We start from the raw sequence: 21,064 nt of genomic DNA on the forward strand, positions 1-21,064 counted from the left end.
GTCTCTTATTGATAAAATAAACTATGAATTTCAGATTTTCAATTGCATTCCTCATGCTTTTTGCATTGGGATTTTCACAGGATCTTACCGTAATGAGTTTTAATATCCGACTGAATGTAGAATCGGATAAGGAAAATGCTTGGCCACAGAGAAAACAGGATGTTGCCGACTTATTAACCTACTATCATCCGGATTATTTCGGAGTGCAGGAAGCCCTTCCGGAACAAATGAGAGATATTAAAAACGGACTGAAAAACTATAACTCTATAGGAGTAGGAAGGGATGATGGTAAAGAAAAAGGTGAGTTCTCAGCTATTTTCTACGATATCAACAGGCTGGATGTCATAAAATCCGGAACTTTCTGGTTATCTGAGACTCCGGAAAAACCTTCGAAAGGCTGGGATGCTGCTTTGAACAGAATATGTACTTACGCTGTATTTAAAGATAAAAAGACAAAAAAGGAATTTCTGGCAATGAACCTTCATTTCGATCACATCGGAAATCTAGCAAGGGTAAAATCTTCAGAGTTGATTTTAAAAAAAATAAAAGAACTTAATCCAAAGAATTTACCTGTCACATTAAGCGGGGATTTTAACCTGACCGATGATTCAGAACCGATCAGAATTTTATCCCAAAACATGAAAGATACTTTTTATCATTCAGAAGCAAAACATTACGGCCCGGCAGGAACATTTACAGGATTCAACGTGAATGAAGTTCCTAAAGAAAGGATCGATTACATTTTTACCAATGGCTTCAAAATAAAATCTCACAGACATATCAATGACAGACGAGAAAATTTATTGTATCCGTCGGATCATTTTCCGGTGATTACAGGGCTCTCTTTCTAATACATCAATAGTCTGGAAAATCGATATCAAATCCAATTCCTCTCAGGGATTGGATTTTTATTTGGGGATCATGGCTGAAATATTTACGGAGTCTGCTGATAAAAACATCAAGACTGCGTCCTGTAAAATAATCATTGGTTTCCCAGATATTATCCAGAATCTCATCTCTTGTGATGGCAGAATGGTTGTGCTGCAGAAGATACACCAGAAGCTGCTGTTCTCTGATAGTCAGTCGTATATTTCCGTGAGGATGGGAAAGCAGAAGCTTTTTGGTGTCCAAGGAATATTGGCCCATCTTGATTATGGTTTCAGGAACGGCAGTTGTTGTTCTTTTGATGATATTTTTAATTCTTAAAACCAGTTCTTCAGGATCGCAGGGTTTGTTGAAATATAATCGTCTGCCCCAATTTTCAATCCGGTCAGTCGGTCTATTTTCTGATTTTTAGCGGTTAAAAACAAGAGTGGAAATTTATTCTTTTCCTTTAAAATCATTTTAGCCAGTGAAAAACCGTCAATATTTGGCATCATCACATCCAGAATGCCCATATGGAAAGGAAAATCAGAGGTAAGTCGACTGACAATACCTTCAGGATTCTGAAACCAGCTGACCTCAAAGTCTTCCAGTTCGAGATACTGCTTTAAGATCATTCCGAAATCCGGATCGTCTTCTGCTAAAAGGATTTTAGTTTTCATCAGTAGTTGTTTTTTCTTGTGGAAGATCATCAGTGTTGTAAGGAGCTGATATTCTAAATGTGCTTCCTTTAGGTTGGCTGTAAACCTCTATAGTACCGTGATATTGGGTTATGATTTTCTTTACCATGTACAAACCTAACCCAAGTCCTTTGCTGTTGTGGATATTGTTGCTTTGTATGCGGTAGAATTTTTCAAATATATTTTTTAATTCTTTAGCTTCCATACCTTGTCCATCATCTGAAACTTCAATCTGTAAGTTTTGTGAGGCGGTAGTAAGATTGACAGTAACGATGGAGGCCCCATATTTTACACTGTTTTCACACAGGTTTTTAATAACGGTTTCCATCAGGTTTTTATCAAAAGGAAGCTCCCCGGTAATGGTATTGTCAAAGTTAAATTCAACCTTTGGATAAGTAAAAGACAGATCATGAACAAAGAAATTCCAGTCTTTTGGCTGTATAAAAACAGGTTGTTCCGGATTTTCATCCTGATGAAGCTGAAATACGAGACTCTCAAGACGGGAGATCTGGCGGTCAATAAGAGGCAGCATTTCCGAATTCCAGCCTTTTTTAAGGTTTTAGAAGCAATTTTTAAAGTGGCAATAGGTGTTTTAAACTCATGAGAAATATTATCAACTACCGTATGGAGTACCTCTACTTGCTTTTGTTGTTTGATGAGGTTTTTGATGGTTGAAATATATATCAGAAGTACACATGAAAGAAGGAGGATACAACAGAAGAACAGCAGGGCAAGTTCTTTAAAGACAATGGTTTTGATATTGGTGATTTCAAAATCAATCTGGCTTTTCACATAGAAAGTATCGCGCCTTTCAATTTCTTTATGATCACTGTCTCTTTTTTTTGAGGACGTAGTTTCCCAGCTGCTGGTATTTCCGATTTTAGGATTTTTTACTTTTTCTTTTGTTTCAAAAACAATAAAGGGTTTGTCAATCAGTTTCGTACTGTCCGGAAGATGGATAATAGAGGTATATTCAATCCTTGCAGATATTTTATACCCATCTTTTTGAAGGCGGTTGTCAATATAATGGCTTAGTCTTTTCCGGACTGCGTATCTGTTGTCGGTAAAATTTTTAATAAAATCCTTTTTGCTGATTTCCTTATTGTAATACTGGATGATAACTTTTTGAAGGGCATCATCTTTTGTCTCCTGGGCGCGTTGAGTACTTTCCTCGGTGTCTGTATAAGCGGGAAGGCCATCGATCACTGACCTGTAAATATCCCGCTCCTTTACCTGATAGGTTTTATACATAAAATAAACCTGTATTCCCAGTAAAAGAAGAAACAGGGCGGCAAATACAGAAATGAGAAATTTATTCTTGGAAACCATTAAAACAAAGATAAAACTTTACCTATTCTCACAAGATGATTATTTTGACGTTAACCTTTCATTAACCCGAGGACCGGGATTTCGACTGAGACCGGAAAAAGCCGTTAACCTGCCATTAACCGTCTGTTAACCGAAATTCTCCTGCCCAATCCGGAATTTTGTACACCAGAACAACACATATGATTGTTCAGAATTATAAAAAAAACAGATATGTATAAAATTCTTCTTTTGCTATGTCTCCCTGTAATGCTGTTGGCTCAAAAGCAAAAACTGGCGGGAACGGTAATGAACAACGACAGTGAAAAACTTCAGGCTGTACAGATTGAATTATATGATTCTAAAAATCAACTGATCGCTGAGATTAAAACGGATGCCGATGGAAACTTCACATGGGAGGGCATTTCTGAAACTGACGTAAAAATTGTTGTAAAGAATAAAGGGTATTCTCTGTTTGAAAAAAAACTTGATCAGGAAAAGGCTAAAGCTCTACAAATTATTCTTAGCAAAGAATCAAACCAAATAGGAGAGGTCATTATGACCAAAAGGAAACCTGTGGTGAAACGGAAAGTAGACCGTCTGGAGTTTAATGTCGAAAATAGTAACATTTCATCTTTGAATGCCTGGGAAATTCTTAAAAATACACCCGGAGTAACCACTAATAATAATGTGCTAAGAATAAAGGGAAGTACCGGTATTCTGGTAACCATCAATGACAAAAAAGTTATGCTGTCCGGGGATGAGCTGAAAAATCTTCTCGAAAATACCCAGGGAGATGAGGTAAAGTCTGTAGAGGTCATTACCAATCCACCGGCAAAATATGAAGCATCGGGTAGTGCTGTACTCAACATCGTCATGAAAAAAAATAAGATTGAAGGGTATAGAGGAATTCTTACCTCCAAATATATTCAGACACAATATGCCAAAGCGGTTTTCGGACTTTCACAATATTACAAAAAAGATAAACTTTCGGTGATGGCAAGCTATTACAGAGGTTTGGGAACCTATTATCGCGAAGGAACAGACCACGTCAATTATCCGGAAAGCCAGACAAGATGGATAAGTACCATGAACAGAAAGGATAAAAACACTAACCAGAATACCCTGAATTTTAATGTCGAATACGAGCTGGATAGTCTGACCAACTTGAGTCTTAACTATTCAGGGTTTTTCTATCCGAAGTCCTACGGAACCTATCTTGTGCCTACACTGATTTATAATAGTCAGAATGTAGCGGAATCCAATTATACGACGGTCAATGACCACCGCAACCGTGTTACGAATAATGCTCTGAGCTTTCAGTTGGACAGAAAACTGAATACAAAGAGTAAATTATCCTGGATAAACTATTTTGCCGGAAACAATTCGGATAAATTCCAGCGTGTGAATACGTATCTCAACTTTGCCGGACAGCCTCCGAGAGAAGAAAATTTTCAGACACAAAATAATTCGGATGTTCAGTTGTATTCTTCACAGTTAGATTATCAATGGAAAAATGACAGGCTGGAATTTGAATCGGGAGCAAAATACAGCTTTGTAAAGACCAGAAGTACACTTGATTTTTCTGATAATGAAAACGGACTTTTACAGTATAGACCTGAAAAGAGCAGTGTTTTTAATTATAAAGAACATAATTTTGGCCTCTATTCTTCACTCTCATATACTCTGGGAAAATGGAGTTTCAAAGGTGGGCTTCGTGCTGAAATGACCAACCTGGAAGGAATCGTTTCCGAGCCTTATGAGCTGAATGAAAATAAATACTGGAAGTTTTTTCCCACTTTTTATACACAATACACGACAGATGATAAACATGAGTTTGGCTTCTCTTACGGGAAAAGGATTACCAGACCTTTCTATTCATGGTTGAATCCTGCCAAATCTTATTATAACCTGTTTTCCTACTATCAGGGAGATCCGGAATTAAAAGCCACCATTACCCATAATCTGAATTTTACTTATTCATGGAAGGAATGGAATGTAGATTTGTATTACCGGAAAGAAATCTATCCGTCAATGGAAATCTCATATCAGGAGCCAAGTACCCATCACCTTATTTATTATTTTACCAATATTGAGAATGGCGAGGCTTTTGGGCTGAGCTTATATAAAAGTTTTCAGGTGAAACCCTGGTGGAATATCATGGTGTCTGAAAATCTTGAGCATAATGAAAACAATTTCAAGGGAACCGACGGGGCGCTTTACAAAAACAAGGTCTGGAATCTGGATTCCAATATTTCTACCAGCTTTACCCTGGATAAAAGCAGTGACTGGAAAATGGAAGTAGGACACCGCTACAATTCCCCGGGCATTCAGGGAACTTTCAGGATCTCCGGTGTATGGTCAGCCTATTTTGTGATGAATAGAAAGTTTTTTAATAAAAAACTCGAAGCAAGCTTATTTTTTAACGATATATTCAGAACCACAGGAAAAAAAGTAAGTACAAAATATGCCAATCAGGATAATTATTATCTGGATTACGGCGATGCGCAGGGTTTTACATTTTCTCTGAAATACAATTTTGGAAATCAGTCCGTGAAAGATGCTAAAATGATAAAAAAGACAAGTGAGCAAGATCGTTTGTAGTATATTTTTAATCTAAAGCGAAAAATTGAAAAATATTATGTTAAAGAAGTAGTCGCGCTGTGTTACATTTTCGCTATTTTTGATACTTATCTCTAAAAAGATCGTTATGAAGAGAATTTTTTCCGGAGTGCTGGTGGCGGTTTCATTATTGCAGTTGCCGGCTCAGGAGCTGTATATGCCCAGAAATATCAAAAAAGCTTACGAAAAAGGAACACGTGATATTTCCGGAGCGCCTGGTAAAAATTACTGGCAGAATAAAGGAGTGTATAATGTAGAAGTAAAGGTGGATGCCACAACCAAAACGGTTTCCGGAAAGGAGACTATAATGTATACGAATAATAGTCCTGATCATCTTAATGATTTAGCCATAAGGTTCGTCAATAATCTTCACAAACCGGAATCACCAAGATCAGGATCAGTCTCAAAGGATTTCTTGTCTTCAGGGCTTAAGATTAAATCATTTATTGTTAACAATGAAAAATATGATATCAATAGTGACGAGTGGGGAACTGTTGAAAAAGTGAAATTGAAATCTGCTTTACAATCAAAATCAAAGTCAGAGATCAAAATAGAATGGGAATATCCCCTTTCATTACAGAGTGGGAGAGAAGGGCAGATTGATCCGGAAACGTTTTATGTAGCATATTCTTTCCCAAGAATTTCGGTGTATGATGACTACAACGGATGGGATATGCTTCCGCATTCAGACAGACAGGAGTTTTATAATGATTTTAATGACTATAGTTTTCAGATCTCTGCTCCGAAAAATTATGTTGTCTGGGCAACCGGCGATTTCCTGAATCCTGAAGCTGTTCTTCAACCGGAGTATCTGAAAAGATATAAGGCCTCTTTGAAAAGTGATCAGGTGATGCATATTGCTTCGGAACAGGAGATGAAATCCGGAAAAGTGACCAAACAGAACAAATGGAATGTATGGAAGTTTAAAGCGAATCATATTACAGATTTTTGTTTCGCATTGAGTAATCATTATGTATGGGACGCAGCAAGTGTTCAGCTAAAAACGAAAAGAGCAAGCGTTCAGGCAGGTTACAAAGCCGGGGCAAAAGATTTTGAACAATATGTTGGCTGGATGCGCTATAATCTTGATTGGTTTTCCAAAAACTGGCCGGGAGTAGAGTATCCGTACAATGTGATGACGGCTATTCAGGGATATGCAGATATGGAATACCCGATGATGATTAATGATACCAGTATCCCTGACGACCTTAAAGACGCCAGACTTACTGCAGATCACGAGATTGCCCATACCTATTTTCCTTTCTACATGGGAATCAATGAAACAAGATATGCCTATATGGATGAAGGCTGGGCCACAACCCTTGAGTATCTTATCGGAATCGATGAGAACGGTGAAAAAGCAGCCAAAGATTTTTATAAAAACTTCAGGGTTAAAAAGTGGATTACCGATGCTTCTGCTGAGCAGGACCAGCCCGTAATCACGATGAGCACACAGGTGAGCGGTCCCGGATACGGAAATAATTCATATGTAAAAGCCTCCTTATCCTATCTGGCTCTGAAAGATTATCTGGGAGATGAGGTTTTTAAAAAAGCGTTACACCACTATATGGATAACTGGAATGGAAAACATCCGGTTCCATGGGATTATTTCAATTCGATGAATGCAGGTTCCGGGAAAAATCTGAACTGGTTTTTCCAAAATTGGTTTTATACCAATAATTATATAGACCTGAAAGTGTCACAGGTATCCCAAATGAACGATTTGCTTACCGTGAATGTTGCCAATATCGGAGGTTTTGCCATTCCGTTTGATGCGGTATTGTCTTATGAAGACGGTACCACGGAAAAGTTGCATTTTTCACCTTCGGTTTGGGAAAAGGACCAAAAGCTCACAGATCTTGTGATTCCTATCAAGAAAAAAGTGAAATCAGTACAATTGGACGGCGATATTTTCATGGATTATACTCCTGAGGATAATACCAAAACATTATAAAATATAAAGCCTTCAGTTCATCTGAAGGTTTTTTTTATTTAAAAATAAGCGGTAAGTCTTAATCCAAGGGTGAAATAATTGATTTTCTCTTTGGCAGTCATATTATTTAACTGATCGTTCAGGTCATCACTAGACTCAATGGTATCACTGAAATAATACCGTATAGAAGATTTGATCTCATTGTAATCAGAATATAAAGTGACTCCCAATCCCGGATTGAATTTATAGGTTAAGGAAGCTCCGGTATTCCAGCGGAAAGCAGGCTTGGGTTTGTATCTAGCAATTTCAAGCTCATGAGTAGGAGTGTCTATATTATCACTCTTTATAAAAACTTTACCACTTGAGGTGGCAGAATAGCCGGCAGTTGCTTTTAAGGTAAGCTGCCATTTATCCGAAAATTCATGAGAGTAGTAAGGGCCTGCGCCGGCACCAAGAAAACCTAATGACTGAGTAATGATGCTGTAATCTCCAAAATCTTCTCCGTCATCTAAAGTAGCTTTTAATGGTTTGATCGGGAAGCTGCTGAAACTGATGTCTCCACCTATACCCCATTTTTTTGAAAAGAAATATGCCCCTTCTAATCCACCTTCAAAACCGATCTGTTTTTTATCATCCAGATCAGATTCTTTCAGGAAGTTGGTTGTAGCAAGGGCTGATCCCAGTTTAATAGACAGGAAGGAAGGATAGTCATTCCCCTGTATCCTTGATAAAAGACTTAGATTGTCTCCTTTGTTCTTATATATTTTATCGATAAAAAAATAGCCTAATTCCGTAGATAAGATTCCGATTCCGGCACCTGCCAGAACATCAGGAATCCAATGCCTGTTATTCAGGTTACGGCCAAGTCCGGTAAGGGCAGCACTTCCGTATCCTGCGATGCTGTATCCAGGGTTTACCATACCATATTCTTTGTGTAAAAAGCTTGCATTAGTAAACGCCATTGCGGTATGACCTGATGGAAATGAATTATTTTTAGAACCGTCAGGACGCTCAACTTTTGCCGTGTATTTGATGGAATTGACTAAAATCCCCATGATAGCTAAACTGGTTACATAAGAAAGCGTTGCTCTTCCCAGGTTATTCCGGCCTTTTACACCGGCTAATTTTAATCCGTAAACAGCTGCTGCAGGAGCGTATTGAAGATAGTCATCATATTTTGCCTTAAAAGTAGGAAGGTAACGATTGCGGACTTCCCGAATATTTTCTTTCTCTCCCCAGGTCGCTGCTGCTGCAGTAAAAAGAATAGCAGGGGCTACAGATTTTTTTACCCATTCTTTCTTGAAAAAAGGAGTTTTAATCTGCTGGGTACTATCTGCGCTTATGAGAGCAAGGTCTTTCTGAAGATTTCTGGATTGTACGGTATCTTGTGCCTGATAGCAACATAGGTTCAATAATAGGCCTGTTGCTATTACTATTTTTTTCATCGTTAGGGTCCCTGATTTTTAACGTCGCAAAATTATAAAAAAAATCTATCTCAGTACTAGAGATAGACTTTTTTTAGTGAAATAAGTGATTTTTTTTAATAATATTAACAAATCTGTAGATTGTGATACAGTATTAATAAAGTCTTAGACCGGATCTGGGACCGGAAGCAGAAACTACGGCCTGCATTCTTTGTTTTTGGTTGGCTGTAAACATGTGCATTACTTTATCGTCTACATAATCCATATAATTCATGAAGATTTGTGAACGGCTTACCCCGCCACAGACTCTGTTTAAAGGATAGGTCGGAACACCGAAGTTCGGGCCAGGGGAAGCAGGAGTGTCATTGGAGTAATCTGTCTGACAACCTGTATTACTGGATCCCCAAAGATGTGGAAGATTTAAGTAATGCCCAACCTCGTGTGTGGTTGTTCTTCCCAGGTTATAAGGAGCAGCTGTTCCTGAGCCGGTTCCTATATATGGGGCTCCGATAACGACTCCGTCCAAAGAAGCAGTGATGGTTCCCGGATAATAAGCATATCCAAGAGTTCCGTCAGTCATGTTATTAACAATCCATATATTCAGGTAGTTGTCAGGAGAAGTAGCTGCAATTCCCGTAGTAGCAGATTTCATTTTATTCTCATCCGGATTCCAAATAGTGGTGCTGCTTTGCTTTCTGACAGTTTTTGCCAATCTGAATCTTATCTTGGTATCTCCTGCTTTTACAGGTACAAATTCAGCGGGTGTATTGTTGATGTCTGAATTGGTAGCTCCAAAATCCCTATTCAAAACATCAATCTGTGATTGTAGACGCGCATCGGATACATTTTCACTGCTCGTGTTGTATACCACGTTGAATACCACCGGAATTTCTACGGTGCCGTCTGCTAAAACTTTACCTACCTTAATATCGCTAAGACGTTTTTCGGTGTACTGTTCTATGGCCTCTACCCTGGCTCTTGCACTTGGATCTTTTAGTAAAATTTCTTCCCTCATAGCATCTGAAGGGCATACTCTTTTACCTGCTACCTGTGTTGTAGGAGCTTCTGCTGCTGTTGGATCATTTACAGAATTCGTGTCGTTGTTACAAGAGCTAAGGAATATAATCCCTGCTCCTAAGAGAACTCTTTTCATAAATATTATTTTTTTTGGTTGGGATTGTGAAATTAATTCAAATTAATGTGATGTGCAAATAATTTTATATTTTATTTAATAATTATCATTTATTTCGCTTCAATACTGATATTATCGTAAGTTATTTAAGTTTAAAGTGTTTTTTATTCATTTTATAAATTTGTATTTATATCTTTTATTTAAAAGTATATTTTTAGAGTAAAAAATATTATAAAATATAAAATTCAAAGAAAATTTTGTATTAATAAATATCTTCTTATGCAGATGAAGTTTATGTTGATCATGATAAATCTACTGTCTGAGCAAATAAAAAATCCTCCCCATAAGACAGGAAGGATTTACAGAAAATAAAATAAAATATTTTTAGTATACTCTCAGCCCCGCTCTTGATCCGGAAGCTGAAACTACAGATTGCATTCTTGTCTTCTGCCCTGCAGAAAACATAAACATTGCTGCATCGTTTACATAATCCATATAATTCATAAACATTACAGATCTGTTTTTACCACTGCAACGATTGTATAACGGATAAGTAGGCGTATCATAATTTTCAGAAGTTTGTGTTGGTGTATCAGCTACAAGATCATCTCCACATTTGGCATCTCCCCAGATATGCCTTAAATTCAGATAATGTCCTACTTCGTGAGTGGCAGTTCTTCCAAGGTTAAAATTGGCTGCTGCTCCTGTCTTACCAAAATAAGGAGCCGGAATAACAACCCCGTCATTCCATAATCCTGCAGATTCCGGGAAGGTAGCGTAGCCCAGAATGGTTCGGCCATCACTGCTTACAACTTTTCCGACAATCCATATATTTAAATAATTGGAAGGGCTTGTGGCATCTATTCCTCCGTTAGCAGATTTTTTCATAGTATCTTTTACCCAGCTCGTTTGAGTGGTTGCTTTACGAACTGTATTCGCTAATCTGAATTTGATTTTAACGTCTCCCGCCTTTACCGACTGAAATTCTGCCGGTATGTTGGTAACATCAGTATTTGTTCCGCTGTAGTCAGCATTTAATACATCAATCTGCTCAGCGATTCTGGCATCAGATAGATTTTCTGCGGCATTGCTGTATAATATATTGACTACCACCGGAATTTCGACACTTCCGTCTGTCAGAACTTTTCCAAGTTCGGCATTTTTTGCAAATCTTTCTGTATTGGCTTCCAATTCTGCATATCGTTGTCTCAGTTCAGGGCTTTTTTGTAAAGCCTCTTGCCTGATTTCTTCTGAAAGACAACTTCTTTGCAGAGCAGTGGTAGGAGAAGAAGCAGCTGGGTTTGCTGAAGTTTCATTTTGATTGGACATGTTGTCATTGGTACATGCTGACATCATGCCTAGAGCGATAGCTCCAAATAGTAATTTTTTCATATCCTTTTTTGTTAAGGATGTGAAATTATATCATTTTAAATTAATATGCAAATAAATCGATTAATTGTTTAATTATTTACTATGTTAAGCCTGTTTTGTTAAATATTATTTATTGATTAATGGCTTTACTTGTATTTTAGTTAAAAATTAGAATTTGCTTATTTTTATTTTGTATTATTTTTTATTTTGTAAAATTATTTTTACTTTTTAATGTGTTATAGTGTAATTCGTTAGTCTTCATATCATTATTAAAGGTCCAGATTTGTCAGTATGAATATTCCTGTACGGATTTTCAGCATAAGGAAATCCACCCGGATAATGGATAGATTTACCTGTTTTTACTTTTGATCTTATCAAAACGTACATAATGACAGGTTATCAGAATATCCAAATAATTCATAACATAAAAGATCTCTTTACATTATTAAAAATTGTACTGTAGATATGTTGGGTTAGCCTGCAAAACCGTTTTTAATGGCGAAAACAGCTAGTCCTACACGGGTTTTTAATTCCAGTTTTTCACACAGCTGATCACGGTAGCTTTCTACAGTTCTGGGACTACAACACATTTTGTCTGCAATTTCTTTATAACTAAGCTCGGTAACAGTGTATTTGAGGAATTCTTTTTCCCGTTCAGAAATTCTTATCGTAGTTTCTGTTTGTTTATCTTTATTAAGGTTGGAAAATATAATTTTTGAAGCCCATTCAGGATAAAAGAATCCATCGGTATTGAGCCTTGTAAGTGCTGTTTCCAGGTCTTTTGGATGGGTGTTTTTTAACAAATATCCTTTGGCTCCGCTTCTGATCATTTTGATGACACTGTTATCATCTCCCTGCATGCTAAGTGCCATGATTTTGATGTCAGGATGATTTTTTGTCAGCCATACAGCCGTTTCGAAACCATCCATAATAGGCATGCTGATATCTAAAAGTATAATGTCCGGGATGGGGTTACCATCTCCGAGTTTCTGGATAAGGTCCTTTCCGTTTTCGCAGACATAGATTACCTCAAATTCGTTAAAATTACCAATAATGCCTTCCAGTGCTTTTGCGATAAGTATATGGTCGTCAACAATGACAATTGATTTTTTCATGATTGTTTTTTTAAGGTAATATTAATGCGGGTTCCGATATTTTTTTCACTTTCAAGACGGAATTCTGCTCCTATAATCTCGGCTCTGTTTTTCATGTTTGTTAAACCTATTCCGTTGGATTCGGTTTGGGATTTGTCAAACCCTATTCCGTCATCACGTATTATAAGTTCCCATAGAATGTCCTCGGACGTATTCAGAGTAATGAAAATATTTTTGCAATAAGCATGTTTTATACTATTCTGAATAAATTCCTGTGTAATTCTAAGAAGTACGTTTTTATGGACAAAACCCAGGTCGAATTGGTTGGCGTTGTGTTCAAAGCTTACCACACATTTTTTAAATGTATTGGTATTATCAACTTCTTCTTGAATCAAAGTTACAATTTCCTTTTGGTTGATATTATCATCCGTCAGTGTTTTTTGAAAGGCTCCTGAGATCCTGTAATGACTGGTTGATAATTTGTGAAACCTGGTCTATCCTTTCGCTGGCCTCCGGAGCTTTATTCTCATAAAGCATTTGTTGAACATAAAGACTTACGAGAGTAAGTTTCTGACCGATATTGTCATGAAGTTCGCGGCCAATCTGCTGCATCGTGGCCTGCTGGATTTCGAGTTGAGTCGAAAGAAGTTCTCTTTGATGAAGTTCATTTTTCATCTCAATTTCATTCAGATATTCTTTTTTTCGCTGCCTGTAATTCCGGATATAGATAACTACAGCCACTACAAACATGACAAAGAATATATTAAATAGAATAATGACTATTAAGAGCTCTGCTTTCCCCATATAAATGAAATTGAGAATAAGATATACATTATTATACCTGATATCAGAAAATAATCAAAATAGATATTCCAAATTTCCAGGTGATTCCGTAAGGGTGAATATAACGCAAAAAAAGGAAGTGTTCCAATGTAGGAAAGAGTAACCCCCATATTAATATAAAACATCCTGTTTCTTCCAAAGTTGAGAATGTTTTGTGAAGTAATTTGCTTGTAATACTCCATCACGATCAGAAGCATTAATATCAGACAACCAAATGTGTAGTTAAAAGCAAATATAATTTTACTTCCCGTAAAATATAATTCATTAGGGATGAATGACAAAAGATATAGCAAGGATAATGTCAGAAAAAGTTTTGGGCGGCCAAAAGATTTTGCTGTGTAAAGCCAATAGAAAAAAATAAATTGGACAGGCATTACGAAGTAATTGTAATACTTTGCTTTTGAAAAATATATAAAATTACCCCATCGGCCAAATGCTTCACAAAGAAAAATGAGAATCAGATAGAACACGAAAAATTTCCAATATTGTTTTTTAACGGTGTTGTAATATAAAAGAGCTACCACTGCGGCAAGCCCTTCAAACCAAAGCATGCTTTTGCTCACAAATTCTTGGAAATCATTCATGTTATCTAAATAATGTTTTATTAAAATAGTTCACCTCTGGAAGTGTATGGCGGAATAATCTGGCCATTATTTTCTCCTATTATATCATCTTCTATTTTTATACTACGTGCATTGAGTGCCAAAGCTTCTGAATCATGATCTTCTGACCTGAAGTCAAAATGGTCAGTTTCACCATTTTCATTGGTCTTTTTTAAAGTAGGAATTAAAACAAGTGTATGTCTTTCTGCATATTCCTGAGGTACAGGATGAGATTCCATGATGTCCCAATTTTTGTGTTCGGGATACGCAGCATAGTAGAATCTGATTCCTAAATCATCTTCAGTGACATCAGGATTTGTCTTTGCTGCTTCAGTTTCTATCATTGCAATAAATTTCTTTAGTTTAGGAAGATCAAACCATATGGAATGTGCATCTTCTATTCCTAATGTGTCATTGATGGCAGTCATGTGCTTTTGACGATAATTGTCTATCAAATTTTGAATCAATTTGTTCGACATTCTGCCAGGTTGCAAAGAATCATTCATAGAATCTGTTTTCATAGCTTAGTTGTTTATAATAAGTTAATACGCAAATTTCGTAAAAAATTATATCATAAAGTATAATAATAAATAGGGAATTATACTATTAATTTTACCGTGTTTTTACGGATTGCCAATCATAATATTACAAAAAGACGAAAGTAAATAATTCTATAAAAAATAAAAAACGGAGAAAAATCTCCGTTTACTTTTAGATGCACATGTATTTTCTGGGATCTCTGCAGATATCGCCCGTTGAGCAACATAATCCCCGAGGACACATCATATTGATATCACAACTGATAATCTGGGCTGCGCCCCCTTCGATTTTCTTTAAATCGTTTCTTTTTAACTTTTTCATGTTGATTTTGTTTTAGTTATTAATTTGTTCGGTATGATAAAGATACTCATATTTCACCATCTATAGACAAAATAGGTAAAAATAAGTGCTGTAGGTTTCTCTACAGCACTTACTTACAAAAAATTAATGTATATGAAAAAAAACTATTTTATTTTTCGGTAGGTCTGAAAACCAAACCTGTTTCTACGAAGTAATCCAATGTGATTCTGTCTCCGTCTTTTACATTTCCGGCAAGGATCTCTTTAGAAAGTTTGTTCAGGACTTCCTGCTGGATTACTCTTTTTAAAGGTCTTGCTCCGAAAGCCGGATCATATCCTTTGTCCATCAGATAATCTACAGCATCCTGGGTGAAGGTCATGATAATATTTCGTTTAGCCAATAGATCATTGAATCCTCTCAACTGATACTGAACGATTTTTCCGATTTCTTTTTTTCTTAAAGGCTGGAACAGCACAATCTCATCAATTCTGTTCAGGAATTCCGGGCGTAAGGTCTGTTTCAATAAATCGAATACTTCTTCTTTGGTTTTATCCACAATCTCATCCTGGTTTTCCTCGGTTAAGTTTTCAAAATTCTCTTGGATCAGATGTGAACCTAAATTAGAGGTCATGATGATGATTGAATTTTTAAAATTCACGACACGTCCTTTATTATCGGTCAGACGACCGTCATCCAGCACCTGTAAAAGGGTGTTGAAAACATCAGGATGTGCCTTTTCAATCTCATCAAGAAGCACAACAGAATAAGGTCTTCTTCTTACGGCTTCAGTCAATTGTCCACCTTCATCATATCCTACATATCCCGGAGGCGCTCCGACCAATCTGGAAACACTATGACGCTCTTGGTACTCACTCATATCAATTCTGGTCATATTGTTTTCATCATCGAATAAAAATTCAGCCAGTGCTTTTGCCAGTTCGGTTTTACCCACACCGGTTGTTCCGAGGAACAGGAATGATCCGATAGGTTTCTTATCATCACTCAGCCCGGCTCTGTTTCTTCTGATTGCATCTGCTACTGCCTGGATGGCTTCGTCCTGTCCTACGACTCTGTGGTGAAGCTCAGCCTCTAAATTCAATAATTTATCTCTTTCAGACTGTAATAGTTTTGTAACCGGAATACCTGTCCATTTTGCGATGACTTCAGAAATGTTTTCTGCTGTAACTTCCTCCTTGATCAGTTCATTCTGATGGTTTTGCATTTCAAGCTCCACTTTGGCAAGCTCATCCTCTTTTTCACGCAGTTTCCCATACTGAATTTCTGCAACTTTGGCATAATCTCCTGCTCTGGAAGCTCTTTCTGCTTCATGTTTTAAGGATTCAATCTCTTTTTTTATCTGAGTTAAATCTTCACTTTTCTGTTTTTCTTTCAGCCATTTTGCATTGATCTCATTTCTCTGTTCAGAAATTTTAGCGATATCTTCTTTTAAATGGTCGATTTTAGTCTGGTTACCTTCTCTTGAAATAGCGGCCAATTCAATTTCCAGCTGCATCAACCTTCTGTCTAAAACATCCAGCTCTTCCGGTTTTGAATTGATTTCCATTCTTAATTTTGCGGAAGCCTCATCGATCAGGTCAATGGCTTTATCCGGTAAAAAGCGGTCTGAAATATATCTTTGAGACATTTCCACTGCTGCAATGATTGCCTCATCTTTGATTCTTACTTTGTGGTGGGCTTCATATTTATCTTTGATCCCACGAAGGATCGAAATAGCAGATTCTGTATCGGGCTCTTCCACCATCACTTTCTGGAAACGTCTTTCTAATGCTTTATCTTTTTCGAAATACTTTTGGTACTCGTTCAGGGTAGTAGCTCCGATAGCTCTTAATTCGCCTCTGGCTAAAGCAGGTTTCAGAATGTTTGCCGCATCCATGGCACCTTCACCGCCTCCGGCTCCTACAAGCGTATGGATCTCATCAATGAAAAGGATAATCTGTCCGTCTGATTTGATCACTTCATTGACAACAGATTTTAAACGCTCTTCAAATTCACCTTTGTATTTTGCTCCGGCGATCAAAGCTCCCATGTCTAGCGAGAATAATGTTTTATCCATGAGGTTTTCGGGAACGTCGCCACTGATAATTCTGTGCGCAATTCCTTCAGCAATTGCCGTTTTACCAACACCCGGTTCTCCGATAAGGATAGGGTTGTTTTTAGTTCTTCGGGAAAGGATCTGGAGAACTCTTCTGATCTCCTCATCACGTCCGATCACAGGGTCCAGTTTTCCTTCAGCTGCTAATTCGTTAAAGTTTTTAGCATATTTATTCAAGGATTGATAAGTCTCTTCCGAACTGGCAGAAGTAGCTTTGCTTCCTTTTCTTAATTCTTTGATAGCACCTTCCAGCAGGCTTTTTGTAACGCCCATATCCTTGAGCATTTTAGATACTTCTGAGTTTGTTTCCAAAAGAGATAGCCATAAATGCTCAATGGTTACATATTCATCACCCATTTTCTTGGCGATATTGGGAGCATCCAGTAAAACTTTATTGGCTGATTGTGAAAGATAAATATTTCCCCCTTGTACTTTAGGAAGTTTTTCTAAATTTTCACGGTTTCTTTCTCTCACTAAATTCGCATCTGCTTCAGATTTTTTTAGTAGAAAAGGTGATATATTTTCATCTACCTGAAAAATTCCTTCAAGGAGATGTTGAGGTTCGATACTTTGATTGCCTAATTCCATAGCGACCTGTTGAGCTGCCTGGATGGCTTCTTGTGATTTTACAGTATATTGGTTTAAGTTCATATTTTATATATTTTTGGTAATGATTCGTTTGTAAGTTCAGGTTTAAAATAACATCAAGAAACTAAATTCTGAGGTTCAGTTTCTCAATGCCATCAATTATTTAATCATTTAATCGATGACTGTATCGCAAAAACTGTTCAATTATTAAATTTACAAAAAATATGGACAAAATTTCCGAAATTGGTATATTTAACGTAAAATTAACTTGACAAAATTTCCGATTCTTTAATTTTTTCTCTGAAATCGGTGAACAAATAGTCATACCTGGATGAAATCGTCATCTTAAAAAGCCGAAAAGCCTTTTGAAAACAGCTAACTTTTGAAACTTTCTCTCTTTTACCCTCAAAAAAACAGCATTTTAAATCAGAATAACTACTTTTGCATTTTTACAAATGGAACTTAAAGAAAAACAAAGGAAAATATTAGATGTAGCCGTAGAGCTTTTCAAAGAGAAAGGTTATATGGGAAGCTCTGTAAGAGACCTGGCTACAAAGCTTAATATTAAGGCTGCCTCTTTATATGCACACATCCGTTCAAAGGAAGAAATTCTGGAATGGATCTGTTTTGGCATTGCACAGGAGTTTTTCGATCAGCTTCAGGAAGTAAAAAGTACCGATATCAGTCCGAAAGATAAACTGAACCTTTTTCTGGATAAACACCTTTCTGTTGTTCTTAAAAACCGTGATGTGACCCACATCTATTCCAACGAATGGAAACATCTGGAAGAAAGACTTCCTGAGTTTGTAGAGTTGAGAAAAAACTACCAGCAGGAAGTAGAAGCGCTTATTTCAGAGATTTACCAGGCAGAGGGCTGGGAACTGAAATCTCCCTCCTTCACTACACGATTTATTCTTCATACTTTAAATAATTCTTATTTCTGGTTTAAGAGAAGCAGCGATTCTACCGACGAGATTACAGAGGAAATCAGAAACAAGATTCTTTTTGGTCTGTTAGGCAATCGAAATGCATAATGTATTCGTTCCGGCAAAAGTATTTCTAATAGTATTAGTCCGGCATATATTCTATTTTTAATTATTTAGAATCATTCAAAATATGACGAAAATCATAAAAATTTTGTCAGATAGCAAAATCTTTTTAAATTTACACCTAACAAATGTTAGTTAGTTTTATGGATTTTTCAGTTGAATATCTGGAGCTGGGTCAGTTGAGACAGCTTCAAACCGATCGGTTGATCAATTTGATCAGCTACGTGGGAGAGAAGTCGGAATTTTATAAAAGGAAATTTGATGAATTGGGTATGTCTCCACGGGATATAAGGTCGATTGAGGATATCACTAAACTTCCGATTACGTACAAACAGGATTTGAGGGACCATTATCCTTTCGGGTTATTTGCTGTTCCTAAAAGTGAACTCCAAAGGATTCACTGCTCAAGCGGAACAACAGGAAAGCCAACAGTAGTAGGATATACCAAAGAAGATGTAGATCTTTTCAGCGAAGTCGTTGCCAGATCTTTGAATGCCGCCGGTGCAAGATCGGGAATGCAATTGCATAATGCATATGGCTATGGAATTTTCACAGGAGGTCTTGGCCTTCATTACGGTGCAGAAAAATTAGGAATGAGTGTTCTTCCTATTTCCGGAGGAATGACTGCCAGACAGGTTGATCTGATTATAGACTTTAGGCCTGAAGTCATCTGCTGCTCTCCATCTTATGCACTGACGATAGCAGATGAATTTGCAAAAAGAGGAATATCTGCTGATGAAATCAGTCTTAAGTATGCCGTATTGGGCTCAGAACCATGGACAGAAATCATAAGAAACCATATTGAAGAAAGACTGGGACTGCATGCCACAAATATTTACGGTTTGAGTGAAATAATAGGCCCCGGAGTTTCTATGGAGGACTTTGAAGAAAAAGGAGGCGCTTACATCTGGGAAGATCATTTTTATCCAGAAATTCTGGACCCTGTCACAAAAGAAGCGGTTCCTTTCGGAGAAGAAGGAGTATTGGTCATCACAACATTAACCAAGAAAGCAATGCCGCTTTTACGCTACTGGACAAATGATATTACAAGTCTTTATTATGATGAGAATGCCAAAAGAACAATGGTGAAAATGAGACCTATTGTTGGCAGAGCGGATGATATGCTGATTGTAAGGGGAGTAAATGTGTATCCGAGTCAGATTGAAGATGCTTTTTCACATATAAAAGGCGTGGTTCCCAATTATTATTTGACTCCGATAGAAAAAGAACATATGTGTGTCGCTTTGGATATTGATGTGGAAATTGATGATGAGCTTGTAGATGCTCAAAAAATAAAAGCAAATACCGACGATTATTTTAATTTTGTCGGAAAATTCGGAAAAAACATAGAAAACGAAATCAAGAAAAGAGTAGGGATCACTACAAAAGTGAAAGTCCATGCTCAGGATAGTTTGCCAAAGTGCGAAGGTGGAAAAATTAATAGAATACTAAAAAAATAATGAATTCATTTTATAAACTTAAAACAGTTAAAGTTCAGAAAGATACTCCGGATGCAGTCAGTGTAGCCGTAGAGATTCCTGAAGAACTGAAAGATAAGTTCAGATTCAAACAAGGACAATACCTGAATTTCCGAATGATGATCAACGGAAATGAAGAAAGACGTTCTTACTCAATTTGTAACGCTCCCAGTGAGAAAAGTAACAGACTGGAAGTGTTGGTGAAATTACTGGAAGGCGGAAAGGTATCAGGATATTTCAATGAGCATCTTCATATGGATGAAATGTTAGAAGTAATGCCTCCTATGGGTGGTTTCAATACTTCTTATCATCCTACCAATGTGAAGACGTACATTGGTCTGGCGGCAGGAAGCGGTATTACCCCTGTTTTGTCTAATATTAAAGAAAGCCTTTATCAGGAGCCCGACAGCAATGCTTACCTGTTCTACAGCAACAGAAGTATGAATCATGTTTTGAGAAAAAATGAAATTGATAAACTGGTAGAGCAATTCAACGGTAGACTTAAAGTTGTATACCTTGTAAGCCGCGAGAAACATGAAGATCCTGTTTTTGAAGGAAGGATCTCTCCTGAGAAATTAGATCAGTTGTTTGAAAGGTATACTGATATTGACATCAGAGAAGCCACTTATTTTATTTGCGGGCCTTCAGAAATGATCAAAGGGATTGCGGACTATCTGAAAAAAGATAAGAAAGTACCTGCTATTCAGGTTTTATTTGAATATTTCACGGCTCCTGACGAAGAGAATACGGAGGAAATGAGTGATGAATTCAAGGCTATTGCGAATATTGAAAGTATGGTAACGGTGATTATCGATGATGATGAATATTCGTTCCACCTTAATTCTAAAAAAGAAAGTATCTTAGATAAAGCATTGAAAGACCAGCTTCCCGTTCCTTTTGCATGCAAAGGAGGTGTTTGCTGTACGTGTAAAGCACAGGTTTTGGAAGGAGAAGTTTTCATGGAGAAAAACTATGCGCTTACCGAAGAAGAAGTAGCCAGAGGCTTCGTTCTTACCTGCCAATGTCACCCGACAACGAATGTGGTGATGCTTAATTATGATGTTTAATTTGTAGTAACGATTGAATGTAAATTGTAATCATAACTACA

General features: G+C 37.1%; 15 protein-coding genes and 2 pseudogenes. 6 read left to right on the forward strand and 11 right to left on the reverse strand.

From position 1 onward, the window contains the following. Window positions 1-23: 23 nt before the first annotated feature. Complete coding sequence (locus tag H3Z85_10490) at window positions 24-851, forward strand: endonuclease/exonuclease/phosphatase family protein (protein QPQ53699.1); 828 nt, start codon at window positions 24-26, stop codon at window positions 849-851. A gap of 4 nt (window positions 852-855) precedes the next feature. On the opposite strand, the pseudogene H3Z85_10495 reads toward H3Z85_10490, so the two are convergent. The 3 genes and pseudogenes from H3Z85_10495 to H3Z85_10505 form a co-directional block, all read right to left on the reverse strand. Next, a pseudogene (locus H3Z85_10495) lies at window positions 856-1,544 on the reverse strand (response regulator transcription factor). Continuing rightward, window positions 1,534-1,890 (reverse strand): sensor histidine kinase, encoded by a 357-nt coding sequence (locus H3Z85_10500; GenBank protein ID QPQ53700.1) that lies wholly within the window; start codon window positions 1,888-1,890, stop codon window positions 1,534-1,536. The pseudogene H3Z85_10495 and the gene H3Z85_10500 overlap by 11 nt, the downstream one beginning before the upstream one ends. Then, the gene (locus H3Z85_10505) at window positions 1,890-2,891 is read right to left on the reverse strand and encodes a hypothetical protein (protein ID QPQ53701.1); all 1,002 of its coding nucleotides are present in this window, start codon (window positions 2,889-2,891) and stop codon (window positions 1,890-1,892) included. Before H3Z85_10505 ends, H3Z85_10500 begins: the two co-directional genes overlap by 1 nt. Window positions 2,892-3,101: 210 nt before the next feature. On the opposite strand from H3Z85_10505, the gene H3Z85_10510 reads away from it, so the two are divergent. Together H3Z85_10510 and H3Z85_10515 are read left to right on the forward strand one after the other, a co-directional pair. After that, on the forward strand, window positions 3,102-5,471 hold the full coding sequence (locus H3Z85_10510) for a TonB-dependent receptor (protein ID QPQ53702.1): 2,370 nt from the start codon (window positions 3,102-3,104) through the stop codon (window positions 5,469-5,471). Between the two features lie 106 nt (window positions 5,472-5,577). Continuing rightward, window positions 5,578-7,443: a M1 family metallopeptidase gene (locus H3Z85_10515; protein QPQ53703.1), complete on the forward strand. Its 1,866-nt coding sequence runs from the start codon at window positions 5,578-5,580 to the stop codon at window positions 7,441-7,443. Window positions 7,444-7,481: 38 nt separating this feature from the next. On the opposite strand, the gene H3Z85_10520 is transcribed toward H3Z85_10515, so the two are convergent. The 8 genes and pseudogenes from H3Z85_10520 to clpB all read right to left on the reverse strand — a co-directional run bounded on the left by H3Z85_10520 (window position 7,482) and on the right by clpB (window position 17,492). Beyond that, complete coding sequence (locus H3Z85_10520; GenBank protein QPQ53704.1) at window positions 7,482-8,867, reverse strand: phosphatase PAP2 family protein; 1,386 nt, start codon at window positions 8,865-8,867, stop codon at window positions 7,482-7,484. A gap of 133 nt (window positions 8,868-9,000) precedes the next feature. Further along, a complete protein-coding gene (locus H3Z85_10525) occupies window positions 9,001-9,999 on the reverse strand; it encodes a zinc metalloprotease (GenBank protein QPQ53705.1) in 999 nt (332 codons plus the stop codon). A gap of 363 nt (window positions 10,000-10,362) precedes the next feature. Further along, a complete protein-coding gene (locus H3Z85_10530) occupies window positions 10,363-11,370 on the reverse strand; it encodes a zinc metalloprotease (protein QPQ53706.1) in 1,008 nt (335 codons plus the stop codon). A 452-nt stretch (window positions 11,371-11,822) separates the two neighbouring features. After that, on the reverse strand, window positions 11,823-12,464 hold the full coding sequence (locus H3Z85_10535; protein QPQ53707.1) for a response regulator transcription factor: 642 nt from the start codon (window positions 12,462-12,464) through the stop codon (window positions 11,823-11,825). Beyond that, window positions 12,461-13,247, reverse strand: a pseudogene (locus H3Z85_10540) (two-component sensor histidine kinase). The gene H3Z85_10535 and the pseudogene H3Z85_10540 overlap by 4 nt, the downstream one beginning before the upstream one ends. 643 nt (window positions 13,248-13,890) lie before the next feature. Next, window positions 13,891-14,409, reverse strand: a complete 519-nt coding sequence (locus tag H3Z85_10545) for a hypothetical protein (GenBank protein QPQ53708.1) — start codon at window positions 14,407-14,409, stop codon at window positions 13,891-13,893. A gap of 190 nt (window positions 14,410-14,599) precedes the next feature. Continuing rightward, on the reverse strand, window positions 14,600-14,749 hold the full coding sequence (locus tag H3Z85_10550) for a hypothetical protein (GenBank protein ID QPQ53709.1): 150 nt from the start codon (window positions 14,747-14,749) through the stop codon (window positions 14,600-14,602). A gap of 148 nt (window positions 14,750-14,897) precedes the next feature. Beyond that, window positions 14,898-17,492 carry an ATP-dependent chaperone ClpB gene (gene clpB / locus H3Z85_10555; GenBank protein ID QPQ53710.1) on the reverse strand — a complete coding sequence of 865 codons (2,595 nt, stop codon included), beginning with the start codon at window positions 17,490-17,492 and terminating at the stop codon, window positions 14,898-14,900. Window positions 17,493-17,884: 392 nt separating this feature from the next. Here clpB and H3Z85_10560 point away from each other — a divergent pair, with 392 nt between their 5' ends. The 3 genes from H3Z85_10560 to H3Z85_10570 all read left to right on the forward strand — a co-directional run bounded on the left by H3Z85_10560 (window position 17,885) and on the right by H3Z85_10570 (window position 21,023). Next, window positions 17,885-18,463 carry a TetR/AcrR family transcriptional regulator gene (locus tag H3Z85_10560; GenBank protein QPQ53711.1) on the forward strand — a complete coding sequence of 193 codons (579 nt, stop codon included), beginning with the start codon at window positions 17,885-17,887 and terminating at the stop codon, window positions 18,461-18,463. Window positions 18,464-18,621: 158 nt separating this feature from the next. Then, complete coding sequence (locus tag H3Z85_10565) at window positions 18,622-19,938, forward strand: phenylacetate--CoA ligase (GenBank protein QPQ53712.1); 1,317 nt, start codon at window positions 18,622-18,624, stop codon at window positions 19,936-19,938. After that, window positions 19,938-21,023, forward strand: coding sequence for a 2Fe-2S iron-sulfur cluster binding domain-containing protein (locus H3Z85_10570; protein ID QPQ53713.1), 1,086 nt, complete (start codon window positions 19,938-19,940; stop codon window positions 21,021-21,023). The genes H3Z85_10565 and H3Z85_10570 overlap by 1 nt, the downstream gene beginning before the upstream one ends. Window positions 21,024-21,064: the final 41 nt, after the last annotated feature.

Origin of the sequence: Chryseobacterium indologenes, from assembly GCA_016025055.1 — a bacterium.
In the GTDB taxonomy this organism is placed as follows: Bacteria; Bacteroidota; Bacteroidia; order Flavobacteriales; family Weeksellaceae; genus Chryseobacterium; species Chryseobacterium indologenes.

What these genes read in the sequence shown, in the direction of transcription:
- H3Z85_10570 (QPQ53713.1), top strand. Translation starts at nt 19,938, where the DNA reads ATGAATTCATTTTATAAACTTAAAACAGTTAAAGTTCAGAAAGATACT.
- H3Z85_10550 (QPQ53709.1), bottom strand. Translation starts at nt 14,749, where the DNA reads ATGAAAAAGTTAAAAAGAAACGATTTAAAGAAAATCGAAGGGGGCGCA.
- H3Z85_10525 (QPQ53705.1), bottom strand. Translation starts at nt 9,999, where the DNA reads ATGAAAAGAGTTCTCTTAGGAGCAGGGATTATATTCCTTAGCTCTTGT.
- H3Z85_10530 (QPQ53706.1), bottom strand. Translation starts at nt 11,370, where the DNA reads ATGAAAAAATTACTATTTGGAGCTATCGCTCTAGGCATGATGTCAGCA.
- H3Z85_10515 (QPQ53703.1), top strand. Translation starts at nt 5,578, where the DNA reads ATGAAGAGAATTTTTTCCGGAGTGCTGGTGGCGGTTTCATTATTGCAG.
- H3Z85_10500 (QPQ53700.1), bottom strand. Translation starts at nt 1,890, where the DNA reads ATGGAAACCGTTATTAAAAACCTGTGTGAAAACAGTGTAAAATATGGG.
- H3Z85_10545 (QPQ53708.1), bottom strand. Translation starts at nt 14,409, where the DNA reads ATGAAAACAGATTCTATGAATGATTCTTTGCAACCTGGCAGAATGTCG.
- H3Z85_10520 (QPQ53704.1), bottom strand. Translation starts at nt 8,867, where the DNA reads ATGAAAAAAATAGTAATAGCAACAGGCCTATTATTGAACCTATGTTGC.
- H3Z85_10560 (QPQ53711.1), top strand. Translation starts at nt 17,885, where the DNA reads ATGGAACTTAAAGAAAAACAAAGGAAAATATTAGATGTAGCCGTAGAG.
- H3Z85_10505 (QPQ53701.1), bottom strand. Translation starts at nt 2,891, where the DNA reads ATGGTTTCCAAGAATAAATTTCTCATTTCTGTATTTGCCGCCCTGTTT.
- H3Z85_10535 (QPQ53707.1), bottom strand. Translation starts at nt 12,464, where the DNA reads ATGAAAAAATCAATTGTCATTGTTGACGACCATATACTTATCGCAAAA.
- H3Z85_10565 (QPQ53712.1), top strand. Translation starts at nt 18,622, where the DNA reads ATGGATTTTTCAGTTGAATATCTGGAGCTGGGTCAGTTGAGACAGCTT.
- clpB (QPQ53710.1), bottom strand. Translation starts at nt 17,492, where the DNA reads ATGAACTTAAACCAATATACTGTAAAATCACAAGAAGCCATCCAGGCA.
- H3Z85_10510 (QPQ53702.1), top strand. Translation starts at nt 3,102, where the DNA reads ATGTATAAAATTCTTCTTTTGCTATGTCTCCCTGTAATGCTGTTGGCT.
- H3Z85_10490 (QPQ53699.1), top strand. Translation starts at nt 24, where the DNA reads ATGAATTTCAGATTTTCAATTGCATTCCTCATGCTTTTTGCATTGGGA.